At 61.1% G+C, this 13,871-nt stretch carries 14 protein-coding genes and 1 pseudogene; 9 read left to right on the top strand and 6 right to left on the bottom strand.

Translation table 11 applies throughout. The features are described from left to right. Window positions 1-20 precede the first annotated feature (20 nt). Window positions 21-782 carry an SDR family oxidoreductase gene (locus tag KDB76_RS08050; protein ID WP_038410373.1) on the bottom strand — a complete coding sequence of 254 codons (762 nt, stop codon included), beginning with the start codon at window positions 780-782 and terminating at the stop codon, window positions 21-23. A 175-nt stretch (window positions 783-957) separates the two neighbouring features. Here KDB76_RS08050 and KDB76_RS08045 point away from each other — a divergent pair, with 175 nt between their 5' ends. Next, complete coding sequence (locus tag KDB76_RS08045) at window positions 958-1,959, top strand: NADP-dependent oxidoreductase (RefSeq protein WP_038409086.1); 1,002 nt, start codon at window positions 958-960, stop codon at window positions 1,957-1,959. Between the two features lie 303 nt (window positions 1,960-2,262). On the opposite strand, the gene KDB76_RS08040 is transcribed toward KDB76_RS08045, so the two are convergent. Next, complete coding sequence (locus KDB76_RS08040; protein WP_013970710.1) at window positions 2,263-3,510, bottom strand: IS256 family transposase; 1,248 nt, start codon at window positions 3,508-3,510, stop codon at window positions 2,263-2,265. A gap of 457 nt (window positions 3,511-3,967) precedes the next feature. On the opposite strand from KDB76_RS08040, the gene KDB76_RS08035 reads away from it, so the two are divergent. Both KDB76_RS08035 and KDB76_RS08030 read left to right on the top strand, forming a co-directional pair. Beyond that, on the top strand, window positions 3,968-4,243 hold the full coding sequence (locus tag KDB76_RS08035) for a DUF3077 domain-containing protein (protein WP_038409084.1): 276 nt from the start codon (window positions 3,968-3,970) through the stop codon (window positions 4,241-4,243). A 194-nt stretch (window positions 4,244-4,437) separates the two neighbouring features. Beyond that, window positions 4,438-5,268 carry an undecaprenyl-diphosphate phosphatase gene (locus KDB76_RS08030; RefSeq protein ID WP_038409082.1) on the top strand — a complete coding sequence of 277 codons (831 nt, stop codon included), beginning with the start codon at window positions 4,438-4,440 and terminating at the stop codon, window positions 5,266-5,268. Between the two features lie 58 nt (window positions 5,269-5,326). Here the strand turns inward: KDB76_RS08030 and pyrF are convergent, their stop codons facing one another. Beyond that, window positions 5,327-6,028: an orotidine-5'-phosphate decarboxylase gene (gene pyrF / locus KDB76_RS08025; protein WP_010952851.1), complete on the bottom strand. Its 702-nt coding sequence runs from the start codon at window positions 6,026-6,028 to the stop codon at window positions 5,327-5,329. Between the two features lie 181 nt (window positions 6,029-6,209). Here pyrF and KDB76_RS08020 point away from each other — a divergent pair, with 181 nt between their 5' ends. Further along, window positions 6,210-6,377: a DUF2897 family protein gene (locus tag KDB76_RS08020; protein WP_010952850.1), complete on the top strand. Its 168-nt coding sequence runs from the start codon at window positions 6,210-6,212 to the stop codon at window positions 6,375-6,377. Between the two features lie 247 nt (window positions 6,378-6,624). Here KDB76_RS08020 and KDB76_RS08015 read toward each other — a convergent pair whose 3' ends face one another. Then, complete coding sequence (locus KDB76_RS08015) at window positions 6,625-6,960, bottom strand: ComEA family DNA-binding protein (RefSeq protein ID WP_024086485.1); 336 nt, start codon at window positions 6,958-6,960, stop codon at window positions 6,625-6,627. A gap of 538 nt (window positions 6,961-7,498) precedes the next feature. On the opposite strand from KDB76_RS08015, the pseudogene wecB reads away from it, so the two are divergent. From wecB to KDB76_RS07990, 5 genes and pseudogenes are all read left to right on the top strand, one after another. Beyond that, window positions 7,499-8,655 (top strand): annotated as a pseudogene (gene wecB / locus KDB76_RS08010) (UDP-N-acetylglucosamine 2-epimerase (non-hydrolyzing)). Between the two features lie 135 nt (window positions 8,656-8,790). After that, window positions 8,791-9,471: a lipopolysaccharide kinase InaA family protein gene (locus tag KDB76_RS08005; RefSeq protein WP_080708139.1), complete on the top strand. Its 681-nt coding sequence runs from the start codon at window positions 8,791-8,793 to the stop codon at window positions 9,469-9,471. A 186-nt stretch (window positions 9,472-9,657) separates the two neighbouring features. Then, window positions 9,658-11,172: an IS21 family transposase gene (gene istA, locus KDB76_RS08000; RefSeq protein WP_038408847.1), complete on the top strand. Its 1,515-nt coding sequence runs from the start codon at window positions 9,658-9,660 to the stop codon at window positions 11,170-11,172. 17 nt (window positions 11,173-11,189) lie between these two features. After that, window positions 11,190-11,945, top strand: a complete 756-nt coding sequence (gene istB / locus KDB76_RS07995; protein WP_038408850.1) for an IS21-like element helper ATPase IstB — start codon at window positions 11,190-11,192, stop codon at window positions 11,943-11,945. A 93-nt stretch (window positions 11,946-12,038) separates the two neighbouring features. Beyond that, window positions 12,039-12,233: a hypothetical protein gene (locus KDB76_RS07990; protein ID WP_038409055.1), complete on the top strand. Its 195-nt coding sequence runs from the start codon at window positions 12,039-12,041 to the stop codon at window positions 12,231-12,233. Window positions 12,234-12,441: 208 nt separating this feature from the next. On the opposite strand, the gene rfbC is transcribed toward KDB76_RS07990, so the two are convergent. Beyond that, window positions 12,442-12,990 (bottom strand): dTDP-4-dehydrorhamnose 3,5-epimerase, encoded by a 549-nt coding sequence (rfbC, locus tag KDB76_RS07985; protein ID WP_038409057.1) that lies wholly within the window; start codon window positions 12,988-12,990, stop codon window positions 12,442-12,444. After that, complete coding sequence (rfbA, locus tag KDB76_RS07980; protein ID WP_038409059.1) at window positions 12,990-13,871, bottom strand: glucose-1-phosphate thymidylyltransferase RfbA; 882 nt, start codon at window positions 13,869-13,871, stop codon at window positions 12,990-12,992. The genes rfbC and rfbA overlap by 1 nt, the downstream gene beginning before the upstream one ends.

Below are 13,871 nucleotides of genomic sequence, written 5' to 3'. Positions count from 1 at the left end.
GAAGGCCACGCGGTTTCGGCTCAGATCGCCGTAGCCCCACCATCCGCCGCCAGGCAATGCCCTGTAGTGAACGCTGCGCCATCACTGCACAGGTACAGCACGGCACTGGCAATTTCCTCGACCTTGCCAATGCGCCCCACCGGATGCATGGCAGCGGCAAACTCGGCCTTGCGTGGGTCGGCCTCATAGGCGCGGCGGAACATGTCGGTGTCGATCACCGCCGGGCACACCGCATTCACCCGGATGCCCTTCCTGGCGTATTCGATGGCCGCCGACTTGGTCAGGCCGATCACCGCGTGCTTCGAGGCGCTGTAGATGCTCATCTTCGGCGCCGCGCCCAAGCCCGCCACCGAAGCGGTATTGACGATGGCCCCACCGCCCTGGGCCAACAGCAACGGCAGCTGGTACTTCATGCACAGCCACACACCCTTCACGTTGACGCCCATGATGGCATCGAACTCCGCCTCGCTGCCCTCGGCCAGGCGGCCCTGCTCTATCTCGATACCTGCGTTGTTGTAGGCATAGTCCAGCCGGCCATAGGCAGCGATCAGGCGCTCGTGCAGTTGGCGCACCTCGGCGTCACGAGTAACGTCGCAGGCAATGAACAGCGCCTCCCCGCCCGCAGCGTGGATCAGGGCCACAGTGGCCTCGCCACCGGCCGGGTCGAGGTCGGCCACCACCACCTTCAGGCCCTCCTGGGCGAAAGCCAGGGCGGTTGCCCGGCCGATGCCGGCGGCGCCGCCGGTGACCAGGGCTACCTGGCCGGAAAAGGTCATGCTCATCGCGTGCTCCAAAGCGTGCTTGGTGGGGTTCAGAGCATAGTCAGCCACCACCCGCCCGGGCAGCATCATCACCCCACCGGTTGGGCTACCATGCTTGTCAGTGATGTTAAGGACCTGCCTACATCAACAGGGTAGATTTGACGCCTCCCCCTTCCATTGCCCACAAGGACCCGCCATGACCAACACCAACCGCCGCTTCCTGCTCGCCAAACGCCCGGTCGGCGCCGTGAGCCGTGACGACTTCAGCTTCGAGACCGTGCCCGCCGAACAACCCGGCGAAGGCCAGGTGCTGGTGCGCAACCTGTACCTGTCGCTGGACCCGGCCATGCGCGGCTGGATGAACGAAGGCAAGTCCTACATCCCGCCCGTGGCCCTGGGCCAGGTGATGCGCGCGCTGGGTGTTGGCGAAGTGGTTGCCTCCAACCACCCCGCCTACAAGCCGGGCGACCATGTAAGCGGCGCCCTTGGCGTGCAGGACTACTTCACTGGCGAACCCCAGGGCCTGCACAAGATCGACCCCAACCTGGCGCCCCTGCCCCGCTATCTGTCGGCGCTGGGCATGACCGGCATGACCGCCTACTTCGCCCTGCTGGACGTCGGCCAGCCCAAGGCCGGTGACACCGTGGTCATTTCCGGCGCGGCTGGCGCGGTGGGCAGCATTGTCGGGCAAATTGCCAAGATCAAAGGCTGCCGCGTGGTCGGCATTGCCGGCGGCGCCGAGAAGTGCCAGTACCTGAAGGACGAACTGGGCTTTGATGGGGTGATCGACTACAAGGCCGAAGACGTGCTGGCCGGCCTGAAGCGCGAATGCCCCAAAGGCGTGGACGTGTACTTCGACAACGTCGGCGGCGACATCCTCGACGCCGTGCTGACCCGCATCAACTTCAAGGCACGCATCGTGATTTGCGGCGCGATCAGCCAGTACAACAACAAGGAAGCGGTGAAAGGCCCGGCCAACTACCTGTCGTTGCTGGTGAACCGCGCGCGCATGGAAGGCTTCGTGGTGATGGATTACGCCAAGGATTACGGCAAGGCCGCGCTGGAGATTGCCGGGTGGCTGGCCAGCGGGCAGGTGAAGAGCAAGGAGGATGTGGTGGAAGGGCTGGAGACCTTCCCCGAGACCTTGCTGAAGCTGTTCAGTGGGGAGAACTTTGGCAAGTTGGTGCTGAAGGTTTGATTGGGGATTGCGGTTGGGCTTCCAGGTGCCTGCCTTGGGTTTTGCAGCGCCTGTGAGATCGAGCGCCGCCCGCGCGGCGCTTCGCAGCACAAGGCTGCTCCTACATCTGTTTCGGGCCAATTTTTCCTGTGACAGAGGCGCGCGACCCTTTGGCGTCCACCTCAATATCGTGTCGGACAAACAAGGCGGTCGCGCGCGCAGGCACAGGCGTTACTGGCCCGAAACAGATGTAGGAGCAGCCGGGACTGTCAGTTTTTTTGTGTTCGGGCCGGTAATGGCCTGCCGCCAGGCAGGCCCTGATTTTCACCAGGTTGGCCTGATGAACCGATCTCCGTACAGAATCGCAAATTGATTCATCGCGCTTTTCCAATCATGGGCCGGTTTTCCCCAATTGGCTGTTATGTTGCGCAATCCCAGCCAAATCAGTTTGGTCGCTGCGTCATCATTCGGGAAATGCCCGCGAGTCTTGATGACCTTGCGTAGTTGGGCGTTGATGCTCTCGATGGCGTTGGTAGTGTAAATCACCTTCCTGATGGCCGGAGGGAAGACGAAAAATGGAATCACTCGATCCCAGGCGCGTCTCCAGGCAGCCACCACCGTTGGATATTTCTCGCCCCACGGCCCGCTTTCAAATTCATCGAGTGCTTGCTCAGCCGCTTCAGCATTGATGGCTTGGTAAATCGGCTTCAGCTCCTTGGCCAGAGCCCGCCGCTTGTCCCAGGCCGCGAAGTCGAGGCTGTTGCGGATCAGGTGCACGATGCACGTCTGCAGCGTCGTCTCTGGAAACACGGCGCTGAGGGCCTCTGGCATGCCTTTGAGACCATCGGTCACGGCAATCAGCACATCTTCGACACCACGCGTCTTGAGATCGTTAAAGACCTTCATCCAGAACTTCGCACCCTCGGTGTTCTCGATCCAGATGCCCAAGATATCGCGCGTCCCGTCGGGTAGAACGCCCAGTGCCAGGTAAATGGCCTTGTTGCGCACCAGGCCTTCTTCGCGAATCTTCACCCGCAGCGCATCGAAGAAAATGACCGGGTACATCGGCTCCAGTGGTCGCTGTTGCCACGCGCCAATCTCCTCCATGACCTCATCTGTCACAGAGCTGATGAAATCGGGCGAAACGTCGGTTCCATACTGCTCGGACAGAAAGGCTCGGATCTCTCTGACCGTCATGCCTCGGGCGTACATGGCGATGATCTTGTCATCGAAGCCGGTGTACCGCCGCTCGTGCTTAGGGATCAGAATGGGTGCAAAGCTGCCGTCTCGATCTCGGGGAATTTCCAAACGAAGAGGGCCATCGCCGGTCAAAACCGTCTTGCCACTCTTACCGTTACGCTGGTTGGTTTCATCCTCTGGGCGCTGCGCGCCCGGCGGATAACCCAGGTGGTGGCCGAGCTCGGCATGCAGAGCTCGCTCAATCAGGGCCTTTTTGAACGCCGCAGAGGCATCCTCGATAGCTTCTGCGGTCATCAAACCCTCACCGAACTGCTCCAGCAGCTCTTTGGGGATTTTGGGCAGGTCACGCAGGGGTTTCTTTTTGGTTGGCATACATGCACCTCTTACTCATGTTATGCCCGAACACAAAATTTCTGACACCCTCGAGCAGCCTTGTGCTGCGAAGCGCCGCGCGGGCGGCGCTCGATCTAACAGGCGCTACAACACTTGAGGCGTACACCTGTCAGCCCCCAGAATCGTCAGACTTTCCTGAACCTCGCCCCCACCGCTTCAGTTCGAAGCAGCAAGCGAACTATCCTACACAGCGGTCAGAAGCAGCTGAATTGTCGGGGAAATGCCCCAGGGCTAATTTCACCGGGTCGCCATGTTGGTGACCGGGTGTGAGAACCTGTATGCACTGCTGCTCTACTGTTCAATGGCAGCCATTCGCGGGCAGGCTTCGGCTTGGCCGGCGTCAGTGCACCGGTTTCTCACCCCGCGCAATGGCTGCCACCTTTGTCCGTGAGAAAGATCGAGGTGGTTGCTCCTTGTCACGCACTGGAGATCCACCATGAAGAAGAACACCCCCTCCCCCATCCTCACCGCAGGCCTTGAAACCTTCCTCGAAGCCGGCAACCCCACCCTGGACCTGCTCCGCGTACAACCCGGCGTACCGATCGATGATGCCTACGAGCACGTGTCCGTCCTGCTGGGCTACATCAAGCACCTTGTGCGCGAAGGCGACATGGAGGATGACCACAAGCTGCTGGGCTCAGCCGATTACCTGCTGGCGATGGCCAAGGCGCTGATGAACGACATCGAACTGGCCAAGAACAAGCTGCACTGACAGTGCCAACGCAGCCCCTTGTGGAAGCGGCCGGTACAGCAGGCGCTTCCACACCGTTACAACCCCGCACAAGTCTTCGCACCGTCGCTCTGGTAGCATCCGCCGCGCACCAACATCTTCGCTGCCTCAACCGGCAATCACAGCTAAATCAAGAGCATGGGCCTGGCAAGCAGCACGGCTCTAACGGGGGATCAATGGATTTATGGACTGCCTTCCAGGCACTCATCCTGGGAGTGGTTGAAGGGCTGACGGAGTTTCTACCAATCTCCAGTACCGGGCACCAGATCATCGTTGCCGATTTGATCGATTTCGGCGGTGAACGCGCGATTGCATTCAACATCATCATCCAACTGGCAGCAATCCTGGCGGTAGTATGGGAGTTTCGCGGCAAGATACTGGACGTGGTATTCGGCCTGACCAGCCAGCCCACGGCACGGCGCTTCACCGGCAACCTGCTGTTGGCGTTCCTGCCGGCGGTGGTGCTGGGCGTGCTGTTCGCCGACCTGATTCACCACTACCTGTTCAACCCGATCACCGTGGCGGCTGCACTGGTGGTGGGCGGGGTAATCATGCTCTGGGCCGAACGCCGTACCCACCGCGTGGCAGTCGACCACGTCGATGACATGCGCTGGAGCCATGCCCTGAAGATCGGCTTCGTCCAGTGCCTGGCAATGATCCCGGGCACGTCGCGTTCCGGGTCCACCATCATCGGCGGCCTGCTGTTCGGCCTGTCGCGCAAGGCGGCCACCGAGTTCTCGTTCTTTCTGGCGATGCCGACCATGGTCGGCGCAGCAGTGTATTCGGGTTACAAGTACCGTGAGCTGTTCCAGCCCGGTGACCTGCCGGTGTTCGCCATCGGCTTCGTGACCTCGTTCATCTTCGCCATGATCGCCGTGCGTGCGCTGCTCAAGTTCATCGCCAACCACAGCTACGCGACGTTTGCCTGGTACCGCATCGCCTTCGGTTTATTGATCCTGGCTACCTGGCAGTTCGGCTGGATCGACTGGTCGACAGCTCAGGGCTGATAGCACGACACAAAAATGAAAAAGGGCTGCATCCGCAGCCCTTTTTCATTGGTCAGGTTCAGCCTCGTATTTCAGCGACTACCGCTGCCAGCGCTTGAGCCGGGTCGGCGGCCTGGCTGATCGGGCGGCCGATCACCAGGTAGTCCGAACCTGCATCCAGTGCCTGGCGCGGGGTGAGGATACGGCGCTGGTCATCCTGCGCACTGCCTGCCGGGCGAATGCCCGGGGTCACCAGCTGCAGCGACGGGTGCGCCGCCTTCAGTGCCGGGGCCTCAAGCGCCGAGCACACCAAACCGTCCATGCCAGCCTTCTCGGCCAGCGCCGCCAGGCGCAGCACCTGCTCTTGCGGGTCGACATCCAGGCCGATGCCGGCCAGGTCTTCACGCTCCATGCTGGTCAGCACGGTCACACCAATCAGCAACGGCTGCGGGCCGCTGCGCTTGGCCAGCTCTTCACGGCAGGCCGCCATCATGCGCAGGCCACCGGAGCAATGCACGTTCACCATCCATACACCCATCTCGGCCGCGGCCTTCACCGCCATGGCGGTGGTGTTGGGGATGTCGTGGAACTTGAGGTCCAGGAACACTTCGAAGCCCTTGTCGCACAGGGTTTCGACAATGCCCGAAGCACTGCTGGTGAACAGCTCCTTGCCAACCTTCACCCGGCACAGCGCAGGGTCAAGCTGGTCAGCCAGCTTCAGGGCGGCCTCACGGGTAGGGAAATCCAGGGCGACGATCAGGGGCGTCTGGCAGGCGGACATGGGCAGGGTCTCTTGGCAAGTCGAAAACGGCGCGCATTGTAAACGAAGTGGCACAAGCTTTGGGGCCCGCGGGTCACGGAATTGGCCCGACAGTGGCTGGCTCCTATAATTGAACCAACGGAACGGGCAATTGCTCAACATTTGTACAAGCGCTGCCCATCACCAGCAAAGGAGAACGAAAATGCCCTGGTATGCCTGGCTGATACTCATCATAGCCCTCGGCTCGATCGTCGGCGGGCTGATGCTGCTGCGCGACACCGCAAAAAAACTGCCACTGACCGAAGAACAGCTGCGCAAGGTGCATGAGCGCAATGCCGAAGCGGATGCCAAGGATGCGCAGGACCGCTAGCGCCCCCTGGTCGCTGGCGCTGCCACGATCTGACCCGCTGATACGGTCCCTGTAGGAGCGGCCTTGCGTCGCGAAAGGGCTGCAAAGCAGCCCCAGCTATTCCTGCAACGCCGCTGAACCCCGGGGGCCGCTCTGCGGCCCTCTTCGCGACGCAAGGCCGCTCCTACACGAGGCTCGTCAACCAGCCAATTGCAGCACCTACTTCATGAAAGTCAGGGCCAGGACACAAGCCCCAGCCCCCTCCCCCCTATTCCACCATCACCTTGTCCCGGTTACGCTCCAGCAACGCATTACCAATCCCCTTGATCTCCAGCAGCTCATCCACCGAAGCAAACGGCCCATTGGCCTCCCGGTAGGCCACTATGGCCTCAGCCTTGGCCTTCCCTATCCCATTCAGCTCCTTCTGCAAAGTAAGCGCATCAGCCGTGTTCAGGTCCAGCCGCTGCGGCTGCTGGGCCTGCTGCTGGGTTACCACCGGCACCGGCTCGGCCACCGCCGTGGTACTGGCCGGGGCGGCGCTAAGGGAAAAGGACAGGCTGGCGAACAGCGGCAGCAGCAAGTACGACAGAACGTTGTTACGCATGGTGAACACTCCTGGGTTGGTCATTTTCCAGCAGCCGGTTTCCTTCAGCTGCGCAATCAACCCTAGCGGCAAACCCGACATCGAAACAGCTACCATCATCGGCGAATGGTTACCAAATCGATCAATCACCCAGCCAACTTTGCCAACCCAAAAAACAATCGCCTTTTCCCTCCACTACCCCAGCCCGAGAGCATTGGCGCCATGCATCACGGCCTGTAGCCGAATACCCGTTTGTCCGATGCCGCATTCACAGCAAAACCTGCCCACATTCCTACAACCTCCGGTGAACAAGGCCTGAGCAGGAACAACCGCACTCTCCAGCGGGCCATCCCCACCTACGCCAACTGGCATCACATGAACCAACTGCTAGATTTTTTGAGCAATGGACAGCCGTTTGCTTGAAGGACCAAAGCTGCATGCCCTCACCCACCCGCCGCTTGCCCTCGCTCCCGGCCCGTCCACAAGGCCAGTCTCCGCGCGCCTGCCCGGCCCCTTTTGGCCCACCCGTACCAGCCCGTCCAGCAAGAGGATCACCGCCGTGCCCCTCAAGACCCTCACCGTATTTGGCACCCGTCCAGAAGCCATCAAGATGGCCCCCCTTGCCCTGCAACTCGCCCAGGACGCCCGCTTCGAGTCGCGCGTGTGCGTAACCGGCCAACACCGGCAAATGCTCGATCAGGTACTGGAACTGTTCGGTATCAACCCGATTACGACTTGAACATCATGAAGCCCGGCCAGGACCTGACCGGCGTGACCACGGGGATTTTGCAGGGTATCCAGCCGGTCCTGGCCGAATTCAAGCCCGATGTGGTGCTGGTGCATGGCGACACCGCAACCACCTTTGCCACCAGCCTGGCGGCCTATTACCAGCAAATCCCCATCGCCCATGTAGAAGCCGGCCTGCGCACCAACAACCTGTATTCACCCTGGCCAGAAGAAGGCAACCGGCGCCTTACCGGCACCCTCGCCGCCCTGCACTTCGCCCCCACCGCCACCTCGCGTGACAACCTGCTAAGGGAAGGCATCGACCCGTCGAGCATTTTCACCACCGGCAACACCGTGATCGACGCCCTGCTGGAAGTGGTGCACAAACTGGAGAGCCCAGCGCTGAGAGCCCAGTTCGAACGCCTGTTCGATTACCTGGCTGCCAACCGCCGTATGGTGCTGGTAACAGGCCACCGCCGCGAGAACTTTGGCGGTGGCTTCGAACGCATCTGCCAGGCTTTGGTACAGACGGCGCGCCAGTTCCCCGAGGTGGATGTGCTGTACCCGGTGCACCTCAACCCCAACGTGCGCGAACCGGTCAACCGGCTGCTGGCGGATGTGGGGAATATCTACCTGATCGAACCGCTGGATTACCTGCCGTTCGTTTATCTGATGAGCCGTGCCTATGTGATTTTGACCGACTCGGGGGGCATTCAGGAGGAAGCACCGGCACTGGGCAAACCGGTGCTGGTGATGCGCGATACCACGGAGCGGCCAGAGGCCGTGGCGGCAGGGACGGTGAAGCTGGTGGGTACGGAGGTGGATTCCATTGCTGGTGAGCTGGCCAGGTTGCTGACGGATGAGGGGGCTTACCGGGAGATGAGCGTGGCGCATAACCCCTACGGCGATGGTAAAGCGTGTGGGCGGATAGTGCAGGCGCTCGCTGATTTTACCGTTGCACAGGATGCGCAGAAGCCGCCCAAGGCTTGAGCAATAGAGGCCGCCGGTGCGGCCCTGTACCATACAATCAAGTTAACTAACGTCAATAAATTGTAGGAAAAACGTGAAAGTTCTGTAACATTGGATCCATTGAAGCATGGCTTTTTGATATCGCAAGGATGAAGCGTGGTTGGCGACACACAGATCTGGCAAGACGAATACCCCCACACCCTGCGGTATCGCGACACCACCCTGCACCTTCAGGGACCCATTGCCCCTCACACCCGACAAGCCTTCGAAGAGCTGATCGCGCAAAGCGCCAACGCCAAACGGGTCAGCGCACCGCTCGCCTGCGTGCAGAGCCAGTTGTTCACCAAGCGCGAAAAACTCGACTCACTGAAAAAGAAGCTGCGTATGCAACGCGGAAGGCCCAAGCGCAACGGCATGTACGACTGGTCTCTCGAGGAACTGATCAATACGCGCGAAGCCGGTCGCCGCGGTGCACGGGTGCCAAGGCTGGTCGGCTACGGTTACAGCCGCTCCAGGTTCGGCCTGATGCAGGACTTTTTCCTTATCACCGAATTGCTCGTTGGCCACGAAGACGGGTTGGCAAGAATCCGCAGGATGCCCGAAGCGGTGCACCAGGTAATCGAGGCCGCCTTCGAACTGCTGCATGCCCTGCACTGCCGAGGGGTCACCCACATGGACCTGTGGGCCGCCAATGTGATGCTCCCGCAACAAGGCAAAGCGCAGGCCATCGACCTGGAGAACAGCTTCTCCGAGCCGGGCAATTTCTTCAGCGAAACCCTGGGCTTTCAGTTCGGCTTTTTCTACTACCGGGAAATTTACCTGCGGATTCCACGCTGACTCGGACACCCATTCCACGCACATCCGGACAGTGATTCCACGCTGATCCGGACACTCATTCCACGAGCATCCGGACACCGATTCCACGGCCATCCGGACACTTTCCAGGCAGGCAGCTACGCAGGATTTATTCACTACCATCGACCTCTTTTTCGAAGCAGAGAGGTCGTCGTGGAGCGTTTGTCCATGCGTAAAATCCGTGAGGTGTTGCGCCTCAAGTTCGATTGCGGGCTGTCTGTCCGTAAGATCTCCCGCAGTCTGGGCATAGGCCACAGCAGTGCCGGTGATTACCTCTGTCGCTTTGCCGCCAGCGGTCTAGCCTGGCCCTGCTCGTTGTCCGATTCCGAACTGGAACAGCAACTGTTCCCACTGGCCCCTGCGGTGCCCAGTGAGCAGCGGCCACTGCCTGATTGGTCTTGGGTGCACGCCGAGCTGCGTCGCCCCGGCGTGACCCTGGCGCTGCTCTGGCAGGAGTATCGCCTGAGCCAGCCGCAGGGTTTTCAGTACAGCTGGTTCTGCGAGCACTACCGGGCCTGGCAGGGCAAGCTGGACGTGGTGATGCGCCAGGAACATCGCGTCGGCGAGAAGTTGTTCGTCGACTACGCCGGGCAGACGGTGCCGGTGATCGACCGGCACAGCGGCGAGATCCGCCAGGCGCAGGTGTTCGTCGCGGTGCTCGGCGCCTCCAGCTACACCTTCGCCGAAGCCACCTGGTCGCAGCAGCTGCCGGACTGGCTGGGCTCGCATACCCGCTGCTTCGCCTTCCTCGGGGGCGTGCCGGAGATCGTGGTGCCGGACAACCTGCGCAGCGCGGTGAGTAAGAGCCATCGCTACGAGCCGGACATCAACCCGAGCTACCGCGATCTGGCCGAGCACTATGGCGTGGCGGTGGTGCCGGCGCGGGCGCGTAAGCCGCGCGACAAGGCTAAGGCCGAGGTCGGCGTGCAGGTGGTCGAGCGCTGGATCCTCGCCGCGCTGAGGAACCGCCAGTTCTTCTCCTTGAACGAACTCAACAGCGCCATCGCCTTATTGCTGGAGCGCCTCAACCGACGACCGTTTCGCAAGCTGCCGGGCTCCCGGCACTCGGCCTTCGAAGCCCTGGATCGTCCGGTGCTGCGGCCGCTGCCGGAGCAACCCTACGTGTATGCCGAGTGGAAGAAGGCGCGTGTGCACATCGACTACCACGTCGAGGTTGATGGGCACTACTACTCGGTGCCGTACCAACTGGTGAAGAAACAACTGGAAGTACGCCTGACAGCGCGCACGGTGGAGTGCTTCCACGCCAATCAGCGGGTGGCCAGCCATCTTCGCTCACCGCACAAGGGCCGGCACAGCACACAGGCCGAGCACATGCCCAAGAGCCATCGCGAGCACGCCGAGTGGACGCCACAACGGCTGATCCGCTGGGCTGAGCAGACCGGGCCGAACACGGCCGGCGTGATCAGCCACATCCTCGAACGGCGCATCCACCCAACCCAAGGCTACCGGGCCTGCCTGGGCATCCTGCGCCTGGGCAAGACCCATGGCGAAGTGCGCTTGGAGTTGGCCTGCCGTCGCGCCCTCAGCCTCGGTGCGTGCAGCTACAAGAGCCTCGAATCGATCCTGCGCCAGGGTTTGGAAAGCCTGCCGTTGGCTCAAGCCAACCTGCCCCTGCTGCCGGACGACCACGCCAATCTGCGCGGCCCCGGCTACTACCACTGAACACAAGGAATCCCACCATGCTGCCCCATCCGACCCTGGACAAGCTCCAGACCCTGCGCCTGACCGGCATGCTCAAGGCACTCGCCGAGCAACTGAAAACCCCCGACATCGACAGCCTGAGCTTCGTGGAACGCCTCGGCCTGCTGGTCGACCGCGAACTGACCGAACGCGACGACAAGCGCCTCAGCAGCCGCCTGCGTCAGGCCCGGCTCAAGCACAACGCCTGCCTCGAAGACATCGACTACCGCAGCCCGCGCGGACTCGACAAGGCGCTGATCCTCCAGCTGAGCAGCGGTCAGTGGTTACGCGACGGACTCAACCTGATCATCAACGGGCCCACCGGCGTGGGTAAAACCTGGCTGGCCTGCGCCCTGGCACACCAGGCCTGCCGAGAGGGTTACAGCGTGCGTTACCTGCGCTTGCCGCGCCTGTTGGAAGAGTTGGGCCTAGCCCATGGCGACGGGCGCTTCGCCAAGCTGATGAGCGGCTATGCCAAGACCGACCTGCTGATCCTTGATGACTGGGGCCTGGCCCCGTTCACCGCCGAACAGCGCCGCGACATGCTGGAGCTACTGGACGACCGCTACGGCCAGCGCTCGACCCTCGTGACCAGCCAAATGCCCGTGGACAACTGGCACGAACTGATCGGCGATCCAACCCTGGCCGATGCCATCCTCGACCGCCTGGTGCACAACGCCTACCGGATCAACCTCAAGGGCGAGTCGATGAGAAAGCGGGTGAAGAAATTGACGGCGCCGGGCGCCTCAGACTAACAATGCAACCCCTGCGTCGCTGCGCTCCGACTGCCTGTCCGAATGATCGTGGAACAGGTGTCCGGATCAGCGTGGGCTGAGTGTCCGAATGGCGTGGAATCCGCAATTTACCGTTACATAACCGAAGCGGACTACGATGCTGCGGTTGAATGCGCACTGGCCGAGTACTTCCCTGATGTGCAACGTGCTGCCTTCAACCGGGTGTACGCGCTTGCCAAGCATGAGGAAATCGGGCGCATGAAGCGCCGCGAGATCTTCACCCGTGGCGTACTCGAAAGTCGTTGGTAAAGCACCATAGCTACCCAGATTGGGTTTCTCGGGATTTCGTACAGAGCCTAGATTCAGCACGACGTTCGAACCAGGCTGCAAATTGCACAAAAGCCACTCGGGCCATTGGCCAGCTTGGCTTGGGTACGGATCTTCCCATTTAGGAGTGGCGATCTCGAAAGATCGCATGGCTACCTCGGTACGGCTTCGCTTCAGACCTTCCCTACCGTCAGGCGAACAGGTCGGCCTGATCCAGCGCCTTGCCGATCTGGTCCTTGGTAGAAAGCGTGGGCTCGAAGTCTATCGGCCACGCGATGGCAATTTGCGGATCATCCCAGGCAATGCAACGCTCGCTCTGGGCCGCGTAAAAGTCAGTGGTCTTATAGACAAACTCCGCAGTCTCACTCAACGTCACGAAGCCGTGGGCGAAACCCGGTGGAATCCACAACTGGTTATGGTTTTGCGACGACAACAGCGCACCGACCCATTTGCCAAAGGTGGGCGAACTACGGCGGATATCCACCGCCACATCGAACACCTCACCCTGTACTACACGCACCAGCTTGCCCTGGGCGTGGGGCGGCAACTGGTAATGCAGGCCGCGCAGCACGCCCTTCACCGAGCGGGAATGGTTGTCTTGAACGAAGCCCGGCTGCAGTCCGGTCACTTCTTTGAACAAACGCGCATTGAAACTCTCGTAGAAGAAGCCACGCTCATCGCCGAAAACCTTTGGGGTAAACAGGAAGACTTCAGGAATGGCCAATGAAATAGCGCACATCAAAATACCTTCACTTCAAGCAGCCTCTTCAAGTACTGCCCGTAACCGTTCTTCAGCAACGGCTGGGCAAGGCGCTCAAGCTGTTCAGCGTTGATCCAGCCTGCGCGGTAGCAAATCTCTTCAGGGCAGGCGACCTTTAGGCCCTGGCGCCGCTCCATGGTGGCGATATATTGGCTGGCATCCAGCAGGCTGTCATGGGTACCGGTATCCAGCCAGGCATAACCACGTCCCATGATCTCGACCTGCAGTTGCTGCTGCTGGAGGTACAAGTTGTTGAGGTCGGTAATTTCCAGTTCGCCACGTGCCGACGGCTTCAGCTGCCTGGCCAGGTCGACGACCTGGTTGTCGTAGAAATAAAGGCCGGTGACCGCATAGTTGGACTTGGGGACCTTCGGCTTTTCTTCAATCGACAGCACACGCCCGCTGTCATCGAACTCCGCGACCCCATAACGCTCCGGGTCCTGGACATGATAAGTAAAGACGGACGCCCCCGTCTGCCGCTGGTCAGCGCTCTGTAGCAGCGCCTGGAAGTCGTGACCATAGAAAATATTGTCACCCAGCACCAAAGCGGACACGGCGTTGCCAATGAAGTCTGCCCCGATCGTGAATGCCTGGGCCAACCCGTCCGGGTTAGCCTGCACAGCATACGAGAGGTTGATGCCCCAACGGCTACCATCACCCAGCAGTTGCTCGAAGCGCGGGGTGTCCTGTGGCGTCGAGATGATCAGGATGTCACGAATGCCGGACAGCAGCAGTGTACTGAGCGGGTAGTAGATCATCGGCTTGTCGTACACCGGCAACAGCTGCTTCGATACCGACAGCGTGGCGGGGTGCAAGCGAGTGCCAGAGCCGCCCGCAAGAATGAGTCCTTTACGTGCCAT

The organism is Pseudomonas sp. JS425 (genome assembly GCF_018223845.1).
Lineage (GTDB): Bacteria > Pseudomonadota > Gammaproteobacteria > Pseudomonadales > Pseudomonadaceae > Aquipseudomonas > Aquipseudomonas asiatica.
This window is presented reverse-complemented; position numbering and strand designations above follow the sequence as displayed.